Source organism: Sabulicella rubraurantiaca (genome assembly GCF_017355885.1).
GTDB classification, from domain to species: Bacteria; Pseudomonadota; Alphaproteobacteria; order Acetobacterales; family Acetobacteraceae; genus Roseococcus; species Roseococcus rubraurantiacus.
The window spans coordinates 86,988-108,330 of record NZ_JAFEUU010000006.1; the positions used below are offsets into that span (position 1 = coordinate 86,988).

Here is a 21,343-nt window from a genome sequence, read left to right on the forward strand (position 1 = left end):
CCGCGCTTGAAGCTTCGGGATGGTTCGCCTGCCCCTTGCCGAAGCCGAACGCCTCGCCGCCCGTGCCCTGGAGGCTGCGGGGGCCAGCCCCGCCATGGCCTGCTCCACCGCCGCCGCCCTGGTGGCGGCGGAGGCCGAGGGGCAGGGTGGGCACGGGTTGTCGCGCATCGCCCAATATGCCGGCTTCCTGCGTGAAGGCCGCGCCGATGGGGCGGCAGTGCCGCGTGTCGCCCGCGAAAAGGGCGGCGCGGCGCTGGTGGATGCCGGGAACGGCCTCGCCTTTCCCGCCCTGGACCTGGCGGAGCGGCAGGCCGAGACGCGCGCCCGCGCCCATGGCGTGTCCTTTGTCGCCGTGACCAACAGCCACCATGCCGGCGCCATGGCCCTGCCGGTGCGCCGCCTGGCGGAGGCGGGGCTGGTGGCCCTGGCCTTCACCAACTCGCCCTATGCCATGCCGGTCCCGGGCGGGAAGCGGCCGCTGCTCGGCACCAACCCGGTCGCTGCCGCCTTCCCACGCCGCGAGGCCGCGCCGCTCGTGGTGGACCTCGCCTTGTCGGAGGTGGCGCGCGGCAAGATCATGGTCGCCGCCAAGGAAGGCCGCCTGATCCCCGAGGGCTGGGCGCTGGACAGCGCGGGCCGTCCCACCACCGATCCCAAGGCGGCGCTGGATGGCGCCATGCTGGCGATGGGCGGCACCAAGGGCGCGGCCCTGGCCCTGGTGGTGGAGATCCTCTGCGTCGCCCTGGGCGGCGCCGCCTTCGGCTTCGAGGCGGACAGCTTCTTCGCCCCCTCGCCCAACCCGCCGCGCCTAGGTCACGCGCTGCTGGCCGTGGACCCCGGCGCCCTGGCTGGGACCGACGCCTTCCTGGACCGGATGGAGGCGCTGGTTGCCGCCATGCTGGGCGACGAAGGGGTGCGCCTGCCCGGGTCCCGCCGCGACGCGCTGCGCGAGGCCGCCGCGCGCGACGGCATTCCCGTCCCCGACGCGTTGCTCTCCCATGCATGAGGAACGCCACCCTGCCGAGCGCCGCGCGGCGCAGCGCGACTTCCAGCGCATCTGCGGCGTCAACGCGGTGCGCGCCCTTTTCCTGCGCCGGCCGGAGCAGGTGCTGGCGCTGAACTACGTGGAGGCGCGGCGCCCCGTTGCCGGGCCGCTCTGCCGCTACCTCGCGCGCCACCGCCGCCCCTATGACGAGGTTTCGCCCGACCGCCTCGCCCGCCTTGCCGGGACGGAGCACCACGGCGGCATCATGGCCCTGGCCACGCTGCGCCGGGCGGAGCCCCTGCCCACGCCGCCGCCCCCCGTGCTCTTCGCGGGCCGCGTCCTGCCCGTGCTCGACGGCATCGGCAATCCGCATAATTTCGGCGCCATCGCTCGCACCGCCGCCTTCTTCGGCGCCCGCGCCATGCTGCTCTCCGGCGACGCCCGCCAGGCCGACCTGTCCGACGCCGCCTTCCGCACCAGCGAGGGCGCACTGGAGCACTTGGCCGTGTTCCGCGTCGAGGACCTCGCCACCACGCTGCGCCGCCTGTCGGGCCAGTTCCTCGCCGTCGCCGCCGTGGCGCGCGGCGGCGTCCCGCCCGAGGCGATCCCCCGCAGCAAGCCCATCGCCCTCGTGCTTGGCAACGAGGAGAGCGGCCCGCTGCCCGGGACGGTGGAGGCCTGTGGGGCGCACGTCACCCTCCAGGGTTCCGATCTGGTGGAAAGCCTGAACGTCGCGGCCGCAACCGCGGTGCTGCTGCACACCTTGCGCTCCTAATGCTTGAGACGGACACGGAGAACGGCGTCCCGGTCCTGCGCTTCTCCGGCCGGCTCGACGCTGCTGCCGCTGCCGCCACCTGGCAGGCGGCGCATCGCGCGGCGCATGGACGCTTCGTCGTGGATGCGCGCCGCGTCGAGGCGATGGACTCCGCCGGGGCCGCCCTGCTCGCCGGGCTGGGTGAGGGCGCGGAATGGCGGGAGCCGGAGGCGGAGGCGCCACGCCTCGTCCTGCGCCGCTTCCGGACGGGGCTGGAGCGTGTCACGCCGCCCGCGCCGCGCAAGCCCCTGCCCTGGCTCGCGCAGATCGGCGCGCCTTTCGTCGCCCGCGCCGGCGGGCTCCGCGAAAGGATGCGCTTCCTCGGCGAGACGGTGCTGGCCGGCAGCACCACGGCGCTGCGCCCCTGGCGCCTGCGCTGGCGCGAGGTGGTGCGCCACCTGGACGAAGCGGGCACGCGCGCCTTTCCGCTCTGCATCCTGCTGGGCGTGCTGATCGGCGTGATCCTCGCCTTCCAGTCCTCCATCCCGATGCGCCAGTTCGGCGCGGAGATCTTCATCCCGCAGCTGGTCGGCATCTCCCTGGCGCGCGAGTTGGGGCCGCTGCTCGCCTCCATCGTCCTGGCGGGGCGCACTGCTTCGGCCTATGCGGCGGAGCTGGGCACCATGAAGGTGAACGAGGAGGTGGATGCGATCCGCACCATGGGCCTCGACCCGGTCGTCTGGCTGGTGCTGCCGCGCGTCGTTGCGGCGGCGATGGTGATGCCGGTGCTGGCGCTGGTGATGACCGTCACCGGAATCGTCGGCATGGGGATCGTGATGGCGACGCTGGGCTATCCGCCCGTCGCGGTCGCGATTCAGTTGAAGCAATGGCTGAGCCTGGGCGACGTGGTGGGCGGGCTGAGCAAGGCGGCGGTGTTCGGCCTCGCCATCGGCTACATTGGCTGCCGCTCGGGCCTCTCGGCCGGGCGCGGGCCGCGCGCGGTGGGCGATGCGGCGACCATGGCGGTGGTGGGGGGCATCGTGTCGCTGGTGGTGCTGGATGGCGTCTTCGCCGTGCTCTTCTTCCGGCTGGGCTGGTGATGGCGGATTCGGTGATCCGGGCCGAGAAGGTCGCCATGCGCTTCGGGGGCAACACGGTCTTCCAGGACGTGTCCTTCGAGGTGCGGCGCGGCGAGGTCTTCGTCATTCTCGGCGGCTCGGGCTGCGGCAAGTCCACGCTGCTGAAGCTGCTGATCGGGCTGATGCCGCCCAGCGAGGGCCGCATCGCTGTGCTGGACGAGGAAATCGCACGCCTCGCCGGTCAGGCGCGGCGCGACCTGCTGCGCCGCATCGGCGTGATGTGGCAATCGGGCGCGCTGCTGGGCTCGCTCAGCCTGCTGGAGAACGTGATGCTGCCCATCGAGGCGCACACCGCCCTGCCCGAGGAGGCGCGCGCCCTGGTCGCCGGCTCCAAGCTCGGCCTCGTCGGGCTGGGCGACGCCACCGCGCGCCTGCCGGCGGAGATCTCGGGCGGCATGGTGAAGCGCGCCGGCATCGCCCGCGCCATGGCGCTCGACCCCGAGATCCTGTTCCTGGACGAGCCGAGCGCGGGGCTCGACCCCATCACCTCGGCGGGGCTGGACGAACTCATCCTCTCGCTGGCGCGGGAGACGGGGACCACCTTCGTGGTGGTGACGCACGAGCTGCAATCCATCCTGGCCATCGGGGATCGCTGCATCATGCTGGACAAGGAGGCGCGCGGCATGATCGCGGAAGGCGACCCGAAGCGGCTGAAGGAGGAATCCACGCATCCCACGGTGCGCGCCTTCTTCCATCGGGAGGCCCGCTAGATGCCATCCACGCGGCGAATCCAGGCCTCGGTCGGCGCGCTCGTGCTCGTGGGCGCGGCGCTGCTGACGGGCATCGTCCTGTTCCTCACCGGCGACCGGCTGCGCAGCGGCGACAGCGTCTTCGAGACCTATTCGCGCGAAAGCGTGCAGGGCCTCGAGACGGGCTCGCCCGTGCGGTATCGCGGCGTGCAGGTGGGGCGCGTGACGGAGATCGGCCTCGCCTCTGCCGAGTATCGGCGCACGCGCGGCGACGCCTTCGCCAGCGCCTTCCAGCTGGTCTTCGTCCGCTTTGCTGTGGATTTGTCGCGCGTCGGCGACATCCCGAGCCTGCCCAACGCGGTGAATGAGGGGCTGCGCGCGCGCCTTGCCACCCAGGGCATCACCGGCGTCGTCTATATCGAGCTGGACTACGTGGATCCCGAGCGCTTCCCGCCCGGCTCCGTGCCGTGGGATCCGCGCTTTCCGGTGATTCCGGCCCAGCCCTCCACCACCGCCCAGGTGCAGACCGCGGCGGAGACGTTGCTGCGCCGCTTCGAGAACGTGGATATCACCGGCCTCCTGGACAACATCAACGGCCTCATCAGCGACCTGCGCAGCCGCGTGCACGAGGGCGACATCGCCGCAGTGCTGCGCGACGCCTCGGCCCTGCTCGCGGAGCTGCGCGGCCAGGCGGAGCGCGCCAACCTGCCGGGCGCGGTGGACGAGATCCGTGGCGCTGCCGCCGGGGTGCGCGGCCTGACCGAGAGCCGCGACGTGCGCGAGGCGCTGGCGACGCTCAACCGTGCCATGACCGATCTGCGCCGCACCACGCAGATCCTGCCGCAGACGGTAGGGCGCGCCAACGCGACGATCGGCGATCTGCAGGCCGACCTCTCCCCCATCATGCGCGACCTGCGCGCCGCCACCTCCAACCTGCGCGAAACCACCGAAGCGCTGCGGCGCTCACCTTCCCAACTACTCCTGGGCGCGCCGCCGCCACCGGATCGGAGACGATGAAGCGACGCCACCTTTCCCTCCTCCTGCTCCTCCCGGGCTGCTCGGTTCTGCCGGACCGCCCCTATATCGAGACGCGGCGCTACGCCCTCGATCCGCAGCGCGAGGGGCGCCCGCGCCCGTCCCGGGGACAGGCGCTGCTGCTGCGCTCGGTCGCCGCAGGGCCGGGGCTGGATTCGCGCGGCCTGCGTCGGCTGCGCCCCGACCACTCGCTCGATGTCGCGCCCTATGACGAATGGATCGGCCCGCCGGCAGAGCTGGCGGAGGCGGCACTGCGCGAATGGCTGCGCGAAAGCGGCTTGTTTCCCGCCGTGGCCACGCCGGGCACGCGCCTCGCTGCGCCGCTGGTGCTGGAGGTGGAGCTGACGCGGCTGGAACGATTCGGCCCGGTGGCAAGGGCCGGGATGGGCGCGCTGCTGCTGCGCGATGGGAGTAACCCGGTCTCCGGGCGCCAAGTGCTGGCCCAGACTGTGGTGGAGGCGGAGGCTCCCGTCTCCGGCACGGCGGAGCCCCCGGCCGAGGCCGCCGCGATGCGCGACGCGCTGGGCCGGGCCTTCCAGCGCCTGGAGCAGTGGCTGGCCAACAACATCCCGCGCGGCACCGCTGCCGCCGCCACCGCGGCACCACGGCGCCGCTGAGCGAGGCTACCCGGCGGCCGCCTGGACCGCCCGTGCCGCCGCCGCCATGCGATTGAACACCGCATGGGCGCCATTGCGGCGCGACAGGCTCAACCCCAGCCGCCCGAGGAAGCCGGGATTGGCCTCCAGGATCTCCTCCGGGAGGCGGTTGTCGAAGATGCGCAGCAGCATGGCGAGCACGCCTTGCACGAAGGCGGCGTCGCTGGCGGCACGGAAGCGCAGCCGCCCGTTCTCGACGAAGCTGACCAGCCACACGCGCGACTGGCAGCCCGTCACGCGGTTGGCGTCCACCATCTCTTCCCGCGCGAGGGGTTCCAGCTCCCGCCCCAGCTCCATGAGCCAACGGTAGCGGTCATCCTCCTCGTCGAAGAAGGACAGGTCCTCCTCAAGCTCGGTGACGGTGTCTTCGATCGTGGGGCGTGCCATCACACCGACTTGGCGAAGGCCACCAGACGCTCACTGGCCTCGGCCTTGTCGATCTTCTCGATCGCCGCGTATTCCGCTGCCAGGCGCTCCAGCGCCTGCTCGTAGATTTGCCGCTCGCTGAAGGACTGGTCGGGCTGGCCGGCATTGCGCTGGAGGTCGCGCACCACCTCGGCGATCTGGATCGGGTCGCCCGAGTTGATCTTCGCCTCGTATTCCTGCGCGCGGCGCGACCACATGGTGCGCTTGATGCGTGCCTTGCCCTTCAGCGTGTCGATCGCTGCCTCGAACTCCTTGGGCGTGAACAGCTTGCGCAGCCCGGCGGTCGGGATCTTGTTGACCGGGACGCGCAGCGTCATCCGGTTCTCCTCGAAGGTCACGACGACCATCTGCAGCGCATGGCCCGCGGCCTCGATCGTCTCGATGCCCTGCACCTGGCCGACGCCATGCGTCGGATAGACGACATGGTCACCCGCCTTCAGCTCCACCTTGGCGGCGGGCGGGCGCGGCGGGGCGGACTGGCCCTCGGCGAAGCCGGGGCGGCCGGGGCTGCGCACGGCAAAGGAGGGCGGAGCGCCTGGACGGCCCATGCCGGGCCGCGCAGGGCCAGTCGGCGCCGCGACGATGATGGTGGGGCGCGGCGCGGGCGGCGGCTCGGCCGGCGCAGCCTCGGCGGGTGGGGCCTCCGGCGCGTCGGGCTTCTTGGGGGCCTCGGCCTTGCGGACGGGCTTGGGGGAAGGGGCCTCGGTCTTCCTGGGAGGGGTCACGGGTGTGGAAACTGCCTTGGACTGGACAGAAGCCGCTTTCGGCGGGGCCGGGGCGGGCTTCGGGGTGACGGGTTCGGGAGGAGCGGGCTTCGGCGCAGCGGCCTTGGCCGGGGCGGTCTTGGTGGCGGGAGCGGCGGTCTTCGCTGCAGGGCGGGGCGGGGCGGGGCGGGGCGTCGCGGGTTTCGGGGCCGGGGGCTTGGGGGCCTTGGCCTGCTGAGGGGCCTTGGCGGGTGCGGGCTGCTGGGCCTGCAGCTTCTCCTTGGCGGGCTTCTCCGGCTTTGCGGCAGGCTTGGCCGAAGCAGCCCGCGCCGCCGGCTTGGGACGCCGGGCGGGTGGCGGGGGCGGGGCCTTGGCGGGCTTGCTCGGGGCCTTGCGGGCGGTGGCCATGGGGCGTTCTGCTCCTTGGTGCCGAACGAATTGGGGGGCCAGTTCGGTTGCGTCGAACCATGCCCCGCCATGTGGCCAAGGTAGCACAAAAACCGCCCCGGGTCACGCCCGGCGCGACACCTGCCTCAGGGCTTGCCTGGTTCGGGGCTGAACAGCGCCTGCTTGCCGGGCTTGTCCTTCCATTCATCAGCATCGGGCGGCGGCTCGCCCTTGCGGGTGATGTTGGGCCAGCTCTGCGCGTAGTTGCGGTTCAGCTCCGCCCAGGGGGTGGCGCGGTCGTCGCTGTCAGGAAGGATCGCCTCGGCCGGGCACTCAGGCTCGCACACGCCGCAATCGATGCACTCATCGGGATGGATGACCAGCATGTTCTCGCCCACGTAGAAGCAGTCCACAGGGCACACTTCCACGCAGTCCATGTACTTGCACTTGATGCAGTTCTCGGTGACGACATAGGTCACGGGCGCACTCCGGGCAGGCGGCGATGGCGGTGATTTGGACCCTCGCGCGGGGCCTGTCCAGCGGCATGGATGCAAGCCAGCCCGTATAGAAAGCGCATCTCATCCTGTCCCCAGCCCAAAGAAACCAAGGACTCAACCGGGGCTCCTGGCGCCCAGGTCACCGCCTTGGGGCAAGACTCGTGCAGGCGGAGCGCTTGAAGGCAAATCCTTCTCGATAAGGGATTGATTTGTGCAATTTCATGCTGCGAGAGTTCGCGCGCCGGAAGCTTCACAAAGAGGTATGCCATATCATGCATTGGCGCCTTCGCATTCTTCGGGGCACGATCTACTCCCATGTCCCGTTTGGCGCAGCGCTTCGCCGCGCCAAACGCCTGCTCCGCCCCCCGACCGATGAAAGCCCCAGCACCCGCTTCGCTATCGCCGATGGCCTGCGTCAGCTCTCTCTCCTTTCCCGTCCTGGAGTAAGATTCCCCACCTCGTCGTTGCTCGAAATGGGCACGGGGTGGCTGCCGGTGATTCCCCTCCTTTTCCACATGGCGGGGTATCGCCGGATCGTCCTGACAGACACCGAAAAGCTGATGGACGACGCGACGGTGGAAATCGCGAAGCGATCCATCCGGCGCCGCCTGCCCGAGATCGCCAAGGAACTCGGCATGACGGAGGAGGCCGCAATGGCCGCGCTGGAGAGGCCTTTCCAGCCCGAGTATCGCGCACCCTGGGACCCCCAGGCAGACAACCTGAGCCCGGTGGATATGCTGATCTCGCGCTGTGTCTTCGAGCATGTGCCGCCCGCGGAGCTGGAGGAATGCCTCGCCGCATTCCGCAAGGTTGTCCGTCCGGGCGGCGTCATGTGCCACGTCGTGGACAACAGCGACCATTGGCAGCACCTGCACCACGCGCGCAGCCCTGTGCAGTTCCTGACTTGGCCGAAGGGCGGTCTCATTGAGCGCTTCGCGACGCTCAACAGATACGGCTACACGAATCGCCTGAGGCACTCCGATTACATTGAGATGTTCCGGCGCACCGGATGGGAGATTGTCACCGCAGAAGGTGAGCCAGATCCACGCAGCCTGAAGGATCTGCAGCAGCTTCGCCCTGCCCCGCCCTTCGATACGCGCGACGCCAGCGACTTGGCGATCCTTTATTCTTGCTTCGTGGTGCGCAACCCGGTCGACGCCGTGAAACAGCCAAGCGTGACGGCGCAAGCTGGCGGACGCGCACATGAGAACGCGAACAATCTGGGCCCCTCTTAACCCTGCCCCTCCGCGATCTCCTCATACAGCGTGCGCGCCTCGGAAGCGGGGCCGCGCCTCTCGCCGAGATCCAGCACGCGCCACACCCGCACCCTCTCGCCCAGCGCGAAGGTCAGCACGTCGCCCACCCGCACACGCGCATGCGCCTTGGTGACGGGCTGGCGGTTCAGCCGGAACCCGCCCGCCTCGATCAGCCGGGCGCAGGCCCCCTTGGTCTTGGCGACGCGCGCATGCCAGAGCCAGGCGTCGAGGCGCAGGAAATCCTCCGGGACTTCCGTCACGCGGCGCCGCTCCCCAGGGGGGATGCGCCCCCTTCTTGCCCAGGGACCATGCGCCCCTATTGTCCCGCTGATGCGCGGCTCCGTCCAGCTTCGCGCGCAGGACCGGGAAGACGCCGCATGACTCCGCCGCCAGCCGAAGCCGACGGGCCACGCCTGGTGCTGCCCCTCCTGCTCCTCCTCGCCCTCGCCCTCCGGCTCTTTCAGCTGGGCACCGGGTATTTCTGGATGGACGAGATCGCGACGGTCTTCTTCATCCGCCTGTCCTGGGAGGAACTCTTCGGCCCGATCGCCCGGCTGGAGCCCAACCCGCCCGGCTATTACGCCCTGCTCAAGGTGCTGCGCCCGCTGCTGGGCGAGGGCGAGTGGGGGCTGCGCCTGCCCTCCGCATTGGCCGGCGCGGCTGCGGTGCTGCCGGTCTTCCTGTTCACGCGCCGCGCCTTCGGGCCACGCGCGGCGCTGGTGGCCGGGCTGCTCCTCGCCGTGGCGGGGCAGCACGTCATGCAGTCGCAGGAGGCGCGCAACTACGCCACGCTGTTCCTCCTGGCCGCAATCGCCCTCGCCTCCCTGGAGGCAGGGCTGGAGACGCCGGGGCGGCGGGGCCTCGCGCTGCTGCTGGCGCAGGGGCCGCTCTGGGCGGTGATGCTGTACCTCCATGCCACCTCCGCCTTCGCGGTCCTTGGGCTGGGCTCCTATGCGCTGGCGCGAATCCTGCCGCGCCGGGCCTGGGCGAAGCTGGGGACGCTGGCAATCGCGGGGCTGGTGGCGCTGCTGCTCTGCCTGCCGTGGCTGGGCATCATGCTGGAATTGTCGCGCCAACCCACCGTGGCGCTGACCTGGATCCCGCCGCTGACGGCGTTCTGGGCCTGGGCCTCGCTCACCCATGCCCTCGCCGCCCCGGTGCTGGAAGCGGGCTGGGTGGCCACCGCCACCTGCGCCGCGCTGTTGCCGCTGGGAGTGGCCGCCTGCCTGGCTTGGCGACGGCGCGACGGAAGGGCAGGCGCGCTGCTGCTGGCGCTCGCCGCCGGCGTAGGGCTCATGGTGGCGGCGAGCCTGTTCCGCCCCGTGCTGCTGGACCGCACGGCGCTGGTGCTGCTGGTCTTCGCCCTGCCGCTCTACGGCTATGCCGCCACCGCGCCGCGCCTCGGCGCGCTGCTTCTCCTGCCGCTTGCCCTGCTGACCCTGGGCGGGCTTCTCACCCATTACCGCGAGGATGCGGCGCATGGCCGGCGCTGGCAGCCCTGGGGCCGCGCCATCGTCGCGATCGAGCCGCGCATCGCCCCGGGCGAGCGCCTGGTGATCGCCGGCACTTTCGAGCTTCTGGCGCCCGTCCTTTATGGCGGCGAAAGGCTGGCCGCGTCCCGCCCGGCCTGGGCGGTGGTCCCGCCCGGGGACCGGCTGGCGCGGAGGGTCATCGCCCGCATCCCAGGTGCCGCCATCCTGGACACGGAAGGGCCCTGCCCCGGGCCGGAGGCGGCGCGCGGCGCCTGGGTGCTGGGCTTCGCCCCCGCCGGGGAGTCGCGCCCCATCCGCTTCCTCGAAGCTTGCGGCTGGGCGCTGGAGGCGAGCGAGGAGCGCTTTGCCGCGCTCCGCCTCCGCCGCCTGCGCGCCCCGCCCTAGCTCACTTCAGCTTCAGCTTCAGCAGCGCCGCGAAGGGGCTGTCCTCGGCCGTGGTGGTCGGACGGTCCTCGTGGAAGGTACGCGTCTCGGGCCCGCCCTTGCCGAAGCGGTCATCGCGGTCACGGCGCGGCCGGTCGTCCCGCCGGGGGCGATCGTCGCGGCGCCCCTCCTTGCGTGGGCCGTTGCCCTGGGCGCCCTCACCACGCGGCCCTTCGCCCTGCGGACGGTCGCCACGTTCCTCGCGGCGCGGGCCACCCTTGCCGGCGAAGGGGCGGTCGCGGCGCGGCCCGCGATCGGGCCGGGGACCACGCGCTTCGCGCGGCGCATCGCCCGCTTCGGCTGGGGCGGCGCCCTCGGCGGGGGTGGCGCCTTCCGCTGCCGGGGCGCGGCGTTCGTCGCGGCGCGGCGGGCGGCGATTCTCCTCGCGGCGGGGCGGGCGCTGCCCGTGGCGCGGCGCGCGCTCGGGACGGGCCCAGGCCACCATCACCGGCGGCAGCGGCCCCTCCACACCTTCCGGCAGTGGGGCCGGCGTGATCAGCCGGAAGCCGAGCCCCGCCAGCACGTCGCCCAGCAGATCGCCGCGGATGCCGAACTTGCCCAGCGTCTCGGGCGGCAGGGGCGCGGGCGCCTTGCGGGTCAGGTAGCCCAGCTCGCCCGCCACGCGCTCCGCCACATCGAGGCGCACGTAGATCGGCCCGGCCTTCACCCAGCCGATGATCTCGGCAAAGCCCTCGGGCCAGGACAGGGCCAGCACCCCGTCGGCGGGAATGGAGACGAGACCCGGCGCCGGCAAAGGCGGCGTCGGGATGTCGTGGCTCAGCGCCCAGAGCTGCGCGCGCATCCCCATCGGGCGCGGCTTCAGCACCTCGGGCACGTAGAGGGCGAAGCGGCCGGCGCGGATGCCGATGCCCTTCAGCTTGGCCTTCAGCTCGTTGTTGATCTGGTGGCGCGTGTCGCCGGGCTTCAGCCCCAGCGTCTCGCGCAGCTGGTAGGCGGGGCCGCGCAGCGTGTTGTCCTCGGCCGCCTTGGCCTCCACCTGCGCCACGGCGGCGAGGTCCTTGCCCAGCGCCCCCTCGATGAAGGCGACGAGCTTCTGGCGGATGCGCTCCTTCTGTGCGCTGTCGAGGAACTCGCTGTCGCGCACCTCGATCACCGGCTTGCCCGGCTCGGGGCCCATCTTGAGCCGCGCCACCTCGGCGCCGTCCCACAGGATGCGGTGCTCGGGGCTCAGCGCGAAGGCCTCGGGCTTCGCCACCTCCAGCGCGGCGACGCGGCGCGGCATCTCCATCGCGAGCGCCCGGCGCGCGGCGCGCAGCACCAGCTTGCGCTCCTCCTCGCCGCCCTCGCCCGCATCGGGGGAGAACTGGAAGCCTTCCACCTTGCCGACATTGTGGCCTTCCACCACCACCTCGCCGGAGCGGGTGACGGCGGAAAGCAGCTCGTCCTGCGTGTCGTCCAGGCGGCGGATCAGGTGCGCGGCGCGACGGTCCACGAAGCGCGCCGTCAGCCGCTCATGCAGCGCGTCGCTCACCGCGTCCTCGGCGGCGCGGGCGGCGTCCTGCAGCGCGGGCGCGTCCTTCACCCAATCCGCGCGCGCGGCGATGTAGGCCCAGGAACGGATATGGGCGAGACGCGCCATCAGCGTGTCCAGGTCGCCCTCGACGTTGTGGCAGCCGGCGATCTGGCCGCGGATCCAGTCCTCCGGCAGGGTGCGGTTGTCGCACAGCTCCTCGAAGATGCGGGCGCAGAGCCGCGTGTGGCTGTCATCCGCCAGCTTGCGGAAGTCGGGCACCTGGCACGCCTCCCACAGCAGCGCGACGCGGGCGCGGGAGTTCGCGCGCTCGCGGATCGCGGGCTCGCGCGCCAGGGCGGCGAGGACGATGTGGTCCGTCGCGTCATTGCCCTTGGTCAGCCCGGGCTGCGGCGGCGGCGCGGCGAGGCTGTCCAGCAGCGCATCCACCGACGAGAAGTCGAGGTCGCTGTTGCGCCAGACCAGCGCCTGGAGCGGCTCGAAATGGTGGTTCTCGACCTTGTTCACCATCTCGTCCGGCAAGGGTGGGCACTCGGCCGTGGTGCCGAAGGTGCCGTCGCGCATGCCGCGCCCGGCGCGGCCGGCGATCTGTGCCGCTTCCTGCGCCGTCAGCGGGCGCGGGCGGTTGCCGTCGAACTTGGTGAGCGAGGCGAAGGCCACATGGTCCACGTCCATGTTGAGCCCCATGCCGATCGCGTCGGTGGCGACCAGGAAATCCACCTCGCGGTCCTGGTACATCTTCACCTGGGCATTGCGCGTGCGCGGGGAGAGCCGCCCCATCACCACGGCGCAGCCGCCGCGCCGGCGGCGGATCGCCTCCGCAATTGCGTAGACCTCGCCCGCGCTGAAGGCGACGACGGCGGAGCGCGCCGGCAGGCGCGTCAGCTTGGCCGGACCGGCATAGGTCAGCTGGGACAGGCGCGGCCGTGTCTCGACCTCCACCTGCGGCACGAGGCGCTGCAGCAGCGGGCGGATCGTCTCGGCACCCATGAACATCGTCTCGACCAGGCCGCGCGCGTGCAGCAGCCGATCGGTGAAGATATGGCCGCGATCCGGGTCGGCGCAGAGCTGGATCTCGTCCACCGCCAGGAACTCGACGCGGCGGTCGAGCGGCATGGCCTCCACCGTGCAGGCGAACCACTTGGCCTCGGGCGGGACGATCTTCTCCTCGCCGGTGATGAGGGCGACGTTCTTCTCGCCCTTCTGCGCCACCATGCGGTCGTAGTTTTCCCGCGCCAGCAGGCGCAGCGGGAAGCCGATGATGCCGGAGGAATGCGCCAGCATCCGCTCCAGCGCCAGGTGAGTCTTGCCGGTGTTGGTGGGGCCGAGGATGGCTTTCACGCGCGCGTCGAACATGCTTGATCCGGAAGAGAAGCCGGGTGGTTATGCACCCATCCCCGCGCAATGCAATCTTCCCACCCGTGTGAAACGTGAGCCAGGCCCGCCCCTTCGCCCTCGCCTTCGCCGCGCAGTTCCTTGGGTTCGGCGCCGCCCTGCCCTTCCTTCCGGCCATCCTGGCGGCGGGCGGGCTTTCCGCTGGCGAGGTGGGGACGGTGCTGGCCGCGGGCTCCATCATCCGGCTGCTTTCCGCGCCGCTGCTCGGCCAATGGGCCGACCGGAACGGGGATGCGCGGCGCGTCCTCCTCGTCGCCGCGCTGGTGGCGGGGCTGGCCGCTTTGGGCTTCGGGCTGCTGGCAGGCTTCGCGCTGCTGCTGGCGGTGCAGCTTCTCCATGCCGCCGCCGCCGCGCCGGTGATGCCGCTGACCGACGCGCTGGCCCTGCGCGCCGGCGGCTTCGACTATGCGCGGGTGCGGGCGGCGGGTTCCGTCTCCTTCATTGCCGGCGCGGTGCTGGCCGGGTTCCTGGCCGATGCCACCGGGCCGCGCGCCGCCGCCTTTCTGCTCGCCGGCGGAATGTTCGCCACTGCGCTGGTGGCGCCACGCCTGCCACGCCCGCCATCGCGCCCGCCCGGCGAGGCGCCGTCCGGCCCGCTCTGGGCGCCTTGGCGTGAGGCGGGGTTCCGCCGCCTCCTGCCGCTTTCCGCCGCTGTGCAGGGGTCGCACGCCGTGCTCTACGGCTTCTCGGCCATCCATTGGCAGGCTTCCGGCCTGTCGCCGGGGCAGGTCGGGCTGCTCTGGGCCACGGGGGTGGTGGCGGAGATCGTCCTGTTCCTGAAGGGCGGTGCGCTGACGGCCGCTTTGGGCAAGCGCGGCCTCGCCCTGCTGGCGGCAGGGGCGGGGGTGGTCCGCTGGGGCGCGACGGCGGTGGTCGTGGATTTCTGGACCTTGCTGCCGCTCCAGGCGCTGCACGGCCTCACCTTCGGGGCCATGCACCTCGCCACCATGCGGGCGTTGCTGGAGCTTCCTGCCCCCCTCGCCGCGCGGGCCCAGACCCTGCACGTGGCCGCGGTGGGCGCGGCCATGGGGAGCCTCACCTTCGCGGGGGGCTGGCTCTATGCGGGGTTCGGCGGCCTCGCCTTCTGGGCCATGGCCGGGCTCTGCGTCCTGGCCCTGCCCCTCGCCGCGCGGCTACGCTGAGGGGCGTGGCGCAGGGGACACGACGGGGTTCATCCCCGTGTTCCACAGGGCACGGTCGGTGACTTCGGCACCCCCGCCGCGCTAGGGTGGCAGGCTCATGAACACCATTCACCCGCCTTCCATGGACGAGGATCGCGGCCTTCTCGGCCTCGGCACCCGCCTTCCCCCGGCCAATCTCCAGGCCGAGCAGGCGCTGCTCGGCGCGCTGCTCGCCAACAACAAGGCCTATGAGCGGGTGAGCGAGTTCCTGGAGGCGGAGCATTTCGCTGACGCCATCCATGGCCGCATCTACACGGCCATCCGCCGCCGGGTGGAGAACGGCCAGCTGGCCGACGCGGTGACGCTGCGCCACGAATTCGAGCACACGGGCGACTTGGCCGAAGTCGGTGGCCCTGCCTACCTGTCGCAGCTCCTCACCGCCATGGTCGGCATCGTCAATGCCGGTGAATACGGCAAGCTGATCCACGACCACTGGCTGCGCCGCCAGCTCATCGACCTGGGCGAAACGGTGGTGAACCGCGCCTTCGGCGCCGAGCCGGAACTCGAAGGCAAGGACCAGATCGAGGCGGCGGAACAGGCGCTGTTCAACCTCGCCACGGAAAAGGCGAGCGAAGGCGGCGCGATTTCCTTCGAGAAGGCGCTGACCCGCGCGGTGGAGGTGGCGGCGGCGGCGCTGGAGCGCGGCGGCGGCGTGTCCGGCCTGCCCTCCGGGCTGCGCGACCTCGACGCCAAGATGGGCGGGCTGCACGACAGCGACCTGCTGATCCTCGCGGGGCGTCCCGGCATGGGCAAGACGGCGCTCGCCACCAAGGTCGCCTTCGGCGCGGCGCAGTTCCTCCTCCGCGACACGGAGGAGCAGAAAGGCCCGAACGCCGTCCCGCCGGCCGTCGCCATCTTCTCGCTGGAAATGAGCGCGGACCAGCTGGCCAACCGCCTCCTGTCCGAAAGCAGCCGCATCCAGGGCGACCGCATCCGCCGCGGCGAGATCAGCCAACGCGAGTTCGACAATTTCGTCGCCGTGTCTCGCGAGCTGTCGCGCCTGCCTATCCTGATCGACGACACGCCGGCTATCACCCTGTCGGCGCTGCGCACGCGCTGCCGCCGCATCCAGCGCACGCGCGGCCTGAAGTTCATCGTGGTGGACTACCTCCAGCTCATGCGCCCTGCCGTCGGCACGCGGCCGGAATCCCGCGTGCTGGAGATCAGCATGATCACGCAGGGGCTGAAGGCCATCGCAAAGGAGCTGCACATTCCCGTCATGGCGCTGTCCCAGCTGTCGCGCGCGGTGGAGCAGCGCGAGGACAAGCGGCCGCAGCTTTCCGACCTTCGTGAATCCGGATCGATCGAGCAGGACGCGGACTGCGTGATGTTCGTGTATCGCGACGAATACTACCTGAAGGCGCGAGAGCCGAAGATCACCAACTTCACCGATGACGGCAAGTTCCACGAGGCGATGGAACGCTGGCAGCAGGACATGGAACGCGCGCATAACAAGGCCGACCTGATCATCGCCAAGCAGCGTCACGGCCCCACCGGCACCATCCCCCTCTTCTTCGAGGCGGAGTTCACCCGGTTCGGCGACCTGGACACGCATCACGCTCCCGAATACGCGGAGTGACATGTCCACCGGCAAGCTGACCATCGACCTCGGCGCGGTCGCGCGCAACTGGCGCATCCTGTGCGGGGTCCATGGCGGCGGGGCGGTGGCGGCGGTGGTGAAGGCCGATGCCTACGGGCTGGGCGCGGCCCGCGTCGCCCCCGCCCTGCAAGCGGCGGGCTGCCGCCATTTCTTCGTTGCCACGCCCGGGGAGGGCGACGCGCTGCGCGAAGCCCTGGGCGATGGGCCGATGATCGCCGTGCTGGACGGTTTCGCCGGCACGCGGCGCGAGCGCCATCCGGGCGTCATCCCTGTGCTGAACAGCCTGGACGACATCGCCGCGCACGAGGGCGAGGCGGTCCTGCACCTGGACACGGGCATGAGCCGCCTCGGCCTGTCCCCCACCGAAATGGAAATGCTGGCAGCCGAGCCGCATCGCCTCGACCGCGTGCGGCTGCGCTACCTCATGACCCACCTCACCGTGGCGGAGGAGCCGGACCATCCGCTGAATGCGCGGCAGGCGGAACGTTTCGAGGCGGCCTGCGCCCGGCTGCCGCCCATCCCGCGCTCCTTCGCCAATTCTTCGGGCATCTTCCTGGGCCCGCGCTTCGGCAGCGACCTCGCGCGCCCTGGCGCCGCGCTTTACGGAATCAACCCCAGGCCGGGGTGGCCCAACCCGATGGAGCCGGTGATCCGCCTCGCCCTACCTATCTTGCAGATCCGCGAGGTCGGGCCCGGCGAGACGGTGGGCTATGGCGCCGCCTGGCGCGCCACGGCGCCTTCGCGCATCGCCACCGTGGCGGGCGGCTATGCGGATGGCATCCCGCGCGCCTGGGACGGGCGCGGCAGGGGCTTCCTGCATGGGAAGGAGGCGCCGCTCGTCGGCCGCGTCTCCATGGACCTGATGACCTTCGACGTCTCCGCCATCCCCAAGGCTCGCCCGGGCGACTGGCTGGAGGTGATCGGGCCGGAACAGGACGCGGATGCGGTCGCCGCCGCCGCCGGCACGATCGGCTACGAAATCCTGACCCGGCTGGGCCGCCGCTTCCAGCGGGGCTATGTGGGCGCATGACCGCCGCGCTGAATCTCGTTGCCCTGCTCGGGCGCACCGTGCTGGGCCTCTTGCGTGCCCTTGGCCAAGTGTCGCTCTTCGCTGCCGAGGCGCTGTCGCACCTGCTGCGGCCGCCCTTCTTCCTGCGCCAGTTCGTGCGCCATTTCGCGGAGATCGCGTATTTCTCCCTGCCCGTGGTCGCGCTCACCGCGCTCTTCACCGGCATGGTGCTGGCGCTGCAATCCTATGTCGGCTTCGCCCGGTTCAATGCGGAAAGCGCCATCGCCTCCGTCGTGGTGCTGAGCGTGACGCGCGAGCTGGGACCCGTGCTGGCCGGGCTGATGGTGGCCGGGCGCATCGGCGCCGCCATGGCCGCCGAGATCGGCACGATGCGCGTCACCGACCAGATCGACGCGCTGACCACGCTCTCCACCGACCCGATGAAATACCTGGTCGCGCCGCGACTGCTGGCTGGGACGCTCGCCCTGCCGCTGCTGGTGCTGGTGGCGGACATCCTCGGTGTGATGGGCGGGTTCCTGGTCGGCGTGCTCAAGCTCGGCTTCGTGCCGCAGACCTTCCTCGATAATGCCTGGGACATCCTGCAGCCGATGGATGTCATCTCCGGCTTGGTGAAGGCGGCGGTGTTCGGCTTCGTCATCGCGCTGATGGGGTGCTGGTGCGGCTATGCCTCGCGCGGGGGGGCGCAGGGCGTGGGGCAGGCGACAACGCGCGCCGTGGTCTCGGCTTCCATCCTCATCCTCGCCTTGGACTACCTGCTGACGGCGGCGTTCTTCTCGTGAGCGGATCGCCCCGGATCAGGCTGCGCGGTCTGCGCAAGGCCTTTGGCGCGAAGCAGGTGCTCGACGGGGTAGACCTGGACGTCGCGACCGGCCGCTCCATGGTGGTGCTCGGCGGCTCAGGCTCCGGCAAGTCGGTGACGGTGAAATGCATCCTCGGCATCATCACCCCCGATGAGGGCGTGATCGAGATCGACGGGCAGGACGTGGCGAAGCTGTCGCGCGCCGACCGCGCTGCCATCCTCGACCGCACAGGGATGCTGTTCCAGAACGGCGCGCTCTTCGACAGCCTGCCGGTCTGGGAGAATGTCTGCTTCAAGCTGCTGGCGCAGAAGCGCGTCTCCCGCGCCCAGGCACGCGACGTGGCGGCCGAGGCGCTGGCGCAGGTGGGCCTCGCTGCCACCGTCGGCGAGCTTTCCCCGGCGGAGCTTTCGGGCGGGATGCAGAAGCGCGTGGCCCTGGCCCGCGCCATCGCCGCGCGCCCCGACATCATCTTCTTCGACGAGCCGACCACCGGACTCGATCCCATCATGGGCGCGGTGATCGACGGGCTGATCGTGGATTGCGTGAAGCGCCTCGGCGCCACCGCTCTGTCCATCACGCATGACATGGCGAGCGCGCGCCGCATCGGCGACGAGGCGGCGATGATCCACAAGGGCCGCATCGTCTGGACCGGCCCTGCCGAGACATTAGGCCGCACCGGCAATGCCATGGTGGACCAGTTCGCCAATGGCGAGCGCGAGGGACCAATCCGGATGGAGCTGCGGCGCTAAGCGCTTCCCCACGAAAACGCTTCGCATTTTCGCGAGGGCCCCGGATTGGCGGTGATCCTGTGAGCTTCGCTCCGTTGCGCGGGCAAAGCCCGCGCGCCGACCGGGGGGCGGTGGGTTGGCAGCGCCTCCTGTTCGCCAGCGGGTGCGACCTCTTCACAGGAGGGGCAACCGGACGGAGTATCCGGCCGCGACTGCGGCCGGCGCGCCCAGAGCACCATCGAAACAGGCGCAACCCAGGCGGCGCGAAAGCCAAGCCGCCGGAGGCGGCGCCCGGCGCCTGAGGAAAGAAAACATGGGCCACGTCATCCTGGGCTGGGACGGCACCGATGCGGAGGCGCCCGCGCGCCGCGCCGCTGTGCGCGACCGCCATCTTTCCGTCATCACGCGCTGGGTGGAGGAGGGGCGCCTCAACCTCGCCGTGCCGCTCTTTGAGCCGGACGGCCGCGCCCTCGGCTCCGTGATGATCCTCGGCGACGCGGATGAGGTGGAGGCGCGCCAATACCTTCTTGAAGAACCCTTCGCGCGCGAGGGCGTGTGGCTCTCCTACCAGATGCGTCCCTTCCGCATCGCCCCCTTGCCGTATCAGCCTTTGCCGAACGGGCCGATGCCCTCCTCCTTCACCCATGTCGTCAGCATCGTGGAGGACCAGCCCGGGGGCACGGAACGCCGCGCCCACGCGCGCGGCCCGCATCTGGAGCGCGTGCGGCAATTCGCCGCCGACGGCACGCTGGCGCTGGGCGGCGCGCTGCTCGACGCCAAGGGCCAGATGGTCGGCTCCATCACCGTCACCCGCCACCCGACGGTGGAGGAGGCGGACGCCTTCTGGGCCGAGGATCCCTACGTGACCGAGGGCGTCTGGGGCGAGGCGCGCCGCTTCCCGACCCGCTTCGCGCCCCTGCCCTACAAGGCGCTGCCCACGGCATGAGCGCCACGCTGCTGGGCGTGGGCGCGCTGGCGCTCTGGGCCTTCCTGGGGCTGCTGACGCGCCTCGCTGCCGGCCTGCCGCCGCTCCAGGTAACGGCGCTGTCCTTTGCGGTGGCCGCCGCCCTGTCGCTGGCCCTGGTGGCGGCGCGTGGGCGGATCGGTGCGCTGCGCGTCGGGCCGGTGGCATGGCTGCACGGGGTGGGCGGGTTGTTCGGCTATCACGCGCTCTACTTCGCCGCGCTGGCCTTCGCACCACCGGTCGAGGCCAATCTGTTGAACTACCTCTGGCCGCTGCTGATCGTGCTGCTCGCCGCGCCCATCCTGGGCCTGCCGCTCGGCGCGCGGCGGCTGGGCGGCGTGGCGCTGGGCTTCGCGGGCTGCGTCGTGCTGATCGGCGGCGGCGCGCGCTTCGATCCGTCGGCGTGGTTCGGCTTCCTGTGCGCGGTGGGCTGCGCCGTGGTCTGGGCCACCTATTCCGTCACCGCGAAGCGCCTTGCCGCCGTGCCGACCGATGCGGTGGCCGGGTTCTGCGCCGGCGCGGCCCTGCTCGCCCTCGTCGCGCATCTCCTCTTCGAGCAATGGGTGACGCCTGGCGCCATGCAGTCCATCGCCCTGCTGCTGCTCGGCATGGGGCCAGTGGGAGCGGCCTTCTTCCTGTGGGATGCGGGAATGAAGCGCGGCGACCCGCGCCTGCTCGGCACCCTCGCCTATGCGGTGCCCGTGGCCTCCACGGCGCTGCTCGTCCTCGCCACGGGCGGTGATTGGTCCTGGCGCCTCCTGGTCGCATTGGCGCTCGTAGCTGGCGGCGGGGCCCTCGCTGCGCGAGCGTGAGCCGGGCCTAAGGTCGGGCGAGCACCACGATCGCCCGGCTGGATTTGCGAGGGTGGTAGAACAGCCCTTCCTCCGCGAAGCGCGCGAAGACCCGCCCCACCCCGTCCAGCCCGATCACGTCCGGGTGCACCTCCAGGATCGCCTCGCGCACGCATGACAGGTCGACGCCGTCGAACACGGTGAGCTCGCCGCCCTCGATGTCCACGATGAGCAGGGAAGGCCTCACCTCGGCGACGAGATCGCGCAGGGAACGCGCGGGCAGGCGGACCTCCTCCGTGTCCGGCTGCGGCGTCATCGAGCAGCGCCAGAAATCCGCGTGCATGTAGAAGGGAACGGTGCCGTTCTCCTGCGCCACCACCGCGTTGACGAGTTCGACCGGCACATCGTTGATCGCGTGGTTGCGCCGCGCCACTTCGATGAGCTTCGGATTGGCCTCCACCGCCACCACGCGTTCGATCCCAGGCCGCCGGGCCACGAAGGAGGAGATGAAGCCGATCCCCGCACCCAACTCGAGGACGCGGTCTCCCGGGCGGGTCGTGCCGGCGATCGCGTCCAGCTCCTCGGTCTCGTAGCGGCCCTCGCAGAGATACCGCCAGATTTCCGGGGTCAGGACGGCGCGCGGCACTTCCAGGGGCACGCCGCGAATGTCGAAGCGATAGCGCAGATCGGGCGCGGCGCCCCGCGGGAAGCGGAAGCGCATCCGGCGCCGCCAGTGGCGACGCACGAGGTGCAGCGCCGCGTCCTGGCCAGCCTGCAGGGCCCGCCTTGCGCGGATGGACAAGGAAGGAAGGGAGCGGTGTGACGCAGTCATGCGCGAGGACCATGCCGCAGAATTCTTCACGCAGCCAGACGAGGCCCTGCCACGTGCCCCGCCGAACCACGCCCCCGCCTCGCGCG

Annotated in this window: 22 protein-coding genes; 16 read left to right on the top strand and 6 right to left on the bottom strand. The window is 71.4% G+C overall.

Annotated elements, in window-relative coordinates; all coding sequences use genetic code 11:
• Positions 1-19 precede the first annotated feature (19 nt).
• Genes JTJ31_RS12375 through JTJ31_RS12400 form a run of 6 tightly spaced genes read left to right on the top strand, consistent with a single transcriptional unit; the run spans position 20 to position 5,219 of the window.
• The gene (locus JTJ31_RS12375) at positions 20-1,006 is read left to right on the top strand and encodes an Ldh family oxidoreductase (RefSeq protein WP_207538976.1); all 987 of its coding nucleotides are present in this window, start codon (positions 20-22) and stop codon (positions 1,004-1,006) included.
• Positions 999-1,760 carry a TrmH family RNA methyltransferase gene (locus JTJ31_RS12380; protein WP_207538977.1) on the top strand — a complete coding sequence of 254 codons (762 nt, stop codon included), beginning with the start codon at positions 999-1,001 and terminating at the stop codon, positions 1,758-1,760. Before JTJ31_RS12375 ends, JTJ31_RS12380 begins: the two co-directional genes overlap by 8 nt.
• The gene (locus JTJ31_RS12385; protein ID WP_236020137.1) at positions 1,760-2,839 is read left to right on the top strand and encodes an MlaE family ABC transporter permease; all 1,080 of its coding nucleotides are present in this window, start codon (positions 1,760-1,762) and stop codon (positions 2,837-2,839) included. The genes JTJ31_RS12380 and JTJ31_RS12385 overlap by 1 nt, the downstream gene beginning before the upstream one ends.
• Positions 2,839-3,588, top strand: coding sequence for an ABC transporter ATP-binding protein (locus tag JTJ31_RS12390; RefSeq protein WP_207539220.1), 750 nt, complete (start codon positions 2,839-2,841; stop codon positions 3,586-3,588). Before JTJ31_RS12385 ends, JTJ31_RS12390 begins: the two co-directional genes overlap by 1 nt.
• Positions 3,589-4,584, top strand: coding sequence for an MlaD family protein (locus JTJ31_RS12395; RefSeq protein WP_207538978.1), 996 nt, complete (start codon positions 3,589-3,591; stop codon positions 4,582-4,584).
• The gene (locus JTJ31_RS12400; RefSeq protein WP_207538979.1) at positions 4,581-5,219 is read left to right on the top strand and encodes an ABC-type transport auxiliary lipoprotein family protein; all 639 of its coding nucleotides are present in this window, start codon (positions 4,581-4,583) and stop codon (positions 5,217-5,219) included. The genes JTJ31_RS12395 and JTJ31_RS12400 overlap by 4 nt, the downstream gene beginning before the upstream one ends.
• 6 nt (positions 5,220-5,225) lie before the next feature.
• Here the strand turns inward: JTJ31_RS12400 and JTJ31_RS12405 are convergent, their stop codons facing one another.
• Both JTJ31_RS12405 and JTJ31_RS12410 read right to left on the bottom strand, forming a co-directional pair.
• Positions 5,226-5,645, bottom strand: coding sequence for a SufE family protein (locus JTJ31_RS12405; protein WP_207538980.1), 420 nt, complete (start codon positions 5,643-5,645; stop codon positions 5,226-5,228).
• Positions 5,645-6,409, bottom strand: coding sequence for a CarD family transcriptional regulator (locus JTJ31_RS12410; protein ID WP_328805728.1), 765 nt, complete (start codon positions 6,407-6,409; stop codon positions 5,645-5,647). Before JTJ31_RS12410 ends, JTJ31_RS12405 begins: the two co-directional genes overlap by 1 nt.
• A gap of 16 nt (positions 6,410-6,425) precedes the next feature.
• On the opposite strand from JTJ31_RS12410, the gene JTJ31_RS12415 reads away from it, so the two are divergent.
• Positions 6,426-6,626, top strand: coding sequence for a hypothetical protein (locus JTJ31_RS12415; RefSeq protein ID WP_207538981.1), 201 nt, complete (start codon positions 6,426-6,428; stop codon positions 6,624-6,626).
• A 295-nt stretch (positions 6,627-6,921) separates the two neighbouring features.
• On the opposite strand, the gene fdxA is transcribed toward JTJ31_RS12415, so the two are convergent.
• Positions 6,922-7,254: a ferredoxin FdxA gene (fdxA, locus tag JTJ31_RS12420; protein WP_207538982.1), complete on the bottom strand. Its 333-nt coding sequence runs from the start codon at positions 7,252-7,254 to the stop codon at positions 6,922-6,924.
• Between the two features lie 290 nt (positions 7,255-7,544).
• Here fdxA and JTJ31_RS12425 point away from each other — a divergent pair, with 290 nt between their 5' ends.
• Positions 7,545-8,507, top strand: coding sequence for a class I SAM-dependent methyltransferase (locus JTJ31_RS12425; protein WP_207538983.1), 963 nt, complete (start codon positions 7,545-7,547; stop codon positions 8,505-8,507).
• Here the strand turns inward: JTJ31_RS12425 and JTJ31_RS12430 are convergent.
• Positions 8,504-8,788 carry an RNA-binding S4 domain-containing protein gene (locus JTJ31_RS12430; protein ID WP_207538984.1) on the bottom strand — a complete coding sequence of 95 codons (285 nt, stop codon included), beginning with the start codon at positions 8,786-8,788 and terminating at the stop codon, positions 8,504-8,506. The genes JTJ31_RS12425 and JTJ31_RS12430 overlap by 4 nt on opposite strands.
• Before the next feature lie 117 nt (positions 8,789-8,905).
• On the opposite strand from JTJ31_RS12430, the gene JTJ31_RS12435 reads away from it, so the two are divergent.
• Positions 8,906-10,405, top strand: a complete 1,500-nt coding sequence (locus tag JTJ31_RS12435) for a glycosyltransferase family 39 protein (protein WP_207538985.1) — start codon at positions 8,906-8,908, stop codon at positions 10,403-10,405.
• A gap of 1 nt (position 10,406) precedes the next feature.
• Here JTJ31_RS12435 and JTJ31_RS12440 read toward each other — a convergent pair whose 3' ends face one another.
• Complete coding sequence (locus tag JTJ31_RS12440; RefSeq protein ID WP_207538986.1) at positions 10,407-13,292, bottom strand: helicase-related protein; 2,886 nt, start codon at positions 13,290-13,292, stop codon at positions 10,407-10,409.
• 74 nt (positions 13,293-13,366) lie between these two features.
• Between JTJ31_RS12440 and JTJ31_RS12445 the strand changes: the two genes are divergently transcribed.
• The 7 genes from JTJ31_RS12445 to JTJ31_RS12475 all read left to right on the top strand — a co-directional run bounded on the left by JTJ31_RS12445 (position 13,367) and on the right by JTJ31_RS12475 (position 20,446).
• A complete protein-coding gene (locus JTJ31_RS12445; RefSeq protein WP_207538987.1) occupies positions 13,367-14,473 on the top strand; it encodes an MFS transporter in 1,107 nt (368 codons plus the stop codon).
• 97 nt (positions 14,474-14,570) lie between these two features.
• Entirely contained in the window at positions 14,571-16,091 is a 1,521-nt protein-coding gene (locus JTJ31_RS12450) for a replicative DNA helicase (RefSeq protein ID WP_207538988.1), read from the top strand.
• A gap of 1 nt (position 16,092) precedes the next feature.
• Entirely contained in the window at positions 16,093-17,142 is a 1,050-nt protein-coding gene (gene alr, locus JTJ31_RS12455) for an alanine racemase (RefSeq protein WP_207538989.1), read from the top strand.
• Positions 17,139-17,921, top strand: a complete 783-nt coding sequence (locus JTJ31_RS12460; RefSeq protein WP_207538990.1) for an MlaE family ABC transporter permease — start codon at positions 17,139-17,141, stop codon at positions 17,919-17,921. Before alr ends, JTJ31_RS12460 begins: the two co-directional genes overlap by 4 nt.
• On the top strand, positions 17,918-18,691 hold the full coding sequence (locus JTJ31_RS12465; protein ID WP_207538991.1) for an ABC transporter ATP-binding protein: 774 nt from the start codon (positions 17,918-17,920) through the stop codon (positions 18,689-18,691). The genes JTJ31_RS12460 and JTJ31_RS12465 overlap by 4 nt, the downstream gene beginning before the upstream one ends.
• A 292-nt stretch (positions 18,692-18,983) precedes the next feature.
• A complete protein-coding gene (locus tag JTJ31_RS12470) occupies positions 18,984-19,616 on the top strand; it encodes a YciI family protein (RefSeq protein ID WP_207538992.1) in 633 nt (210 codons plus the stop codon).
• Positions 19,613-20,446 (top strand): DMT family transporter, encoded by an 834-nt coding sequence (locus JTJ31_RS12475; protein WP_207538993.1) that lies wholly within the window; start codon positions 19,613-19,615, stop codon positions 20,444-20,446. The genes JTJ31_RS12470 and JTJ31_RS12475 overlap by 4 nt, the downstream gene beginning before the upstream one ends.
• Before the next feature lie 7 nt (positions 20,447-20,453).
• Here JTJ31_RS12475 and JTJ31_RS12480 read toward each other — a convergent pair whose 3' ends face one another.
• Complete coding sequence (locus tag JTJ31_RS12480; protein WP_207538994.1) at positions 20,454-21,257, bottom strand: FkbM family methyltransferase; 804 nt, start codon at positions 21,255-21,257, stop codon at positions 20,454-20,456.
• Positions 21,258-21,343 lie beyond the last annotated feature (86 nt).

What these genes read in the sequence shown, in the direction of transcription:
- JTJ31_RS12375 (WP_207538976.1), top strand. Translation starts at nt 20, where the DNA reads ATGGTTCGCCTGCCCCTTGCCGAAGCCGAACGCCTCGCCGCCCGTGCC.
- JTJ31_RS12380 (WP_207538977.1), top strand. Translation starts at nt 999, where the DNA reads ATGCATGAGGAACGCCACCCTGCCGAGCGCCGCGCGGCGCAGCGCGAC.
- JTJ31_RS12385 (WP_236020137.1), top strand. Translation starts at nt 1,760, where the DNA reads ATGCTTGAGACGGACACGGAGAACGGCGTCCCGGTCCTGCGCTTCTCC.
- JTJ31_RS12390 (WP_207539220.1), top strand. Translation starts at nt 2,839, where the DNA reads ATGGCGGATTCGGTGATCCGGGCCGAGAAGGTCGCCATGCGCTTCGGG.
- JTJ31_RS12395 (WP_207538978.1), top strand. Translation starts at nt 3,589, where the DNA reads ATGCCATCCACGCGGCGAATCCAGGCCTCGGTCGGCGCGCTCGTGCTC.
- JTJ31_RS12400 (WP_207538979.1), top strand. Translation starts at nt 4,581, where the DNA reads ATGAAGCGACGCCACCTTTCCCTCCTCCTGCTCCTCCCGGGCTGCTCG.
- JTJ31_RS12405 (WP_207538980.1), bottom strand. Translation starts at nt 5,645, where the DNA reads ATGGCACGCCCCACGATCGAAGACACCGTCACCGAGCTTGAGGAGGAC.
- JTJ31_RS12425 (WP_207538983.1), top strand. Translation starts at nt 7,545, where the DNA reads ATGCATTGGCGCCTTCGCATTCTTCGGGGCACGATCTACTCCCATGTC.
- JTJ31_RS12435 (WP_207538985.1), top strand. Translation starts at nt 8,906, where the DNA reads ATGACTCCGCCGCCAGCCGAAGCCGACGGGCCACGCCTGGTGCTGCCC.
- JTJ31_RS12440 (WP_207538986.1), bottom strand. Translation starts at nt 13,292, where the DNA reads ATGTTCGACGCGCGCGTGAAAGCCATCCTCGGCCCCACCAACACCGGC.
- JTJ31_RS12450 (WP_207538988.1), top strand. Translation starts at nt 14,571, where the DNA reads ATGAACACCATTCACCCGCCTTCCATGGACGAGGATCGCGGCCTTCTC.
- alr (WP_207538989.1), top strand. Translation starts at nt 16,093, where the DNA reads ATGTCCACCGGCAAGCTGACCATCGACCTCGGCGCGGTCGCGCGCAAC.
- JTJ31_RS12460 (WP_207538990.1), top strand. Translation starts at nt 17,139, where the DNA reads ATGACCGCCGCGCTGAATCTCGTTGCCCTGCTCGGGCGCACCGTGCTG.
- JTJ31_RS12470 (WP_207538992.1), top strand. Translation starts at nt 18,984, where the DNA reads ATGGGCCACGTCATCCTGGGCTGGGACGGCACCGATGCGGAGGCGCCC.
- JTJ31_RS12475 (WP_207538993.1), top strand. Translation starts at nt 19,613, where the DNA reads ATGAGCGCCACGCTGCTGGGCGTGGGCGCGCTGGCGCTCTGGGCCTTC.
- JTJ31_RS12480 (WP_207538994.1), bottom strand. Translation starts at nt 21,257, where the DNA reads ATGACTGCGTCACACCGCTCCCTTCCTTCCTTGTCCATCCGCGCAAGG.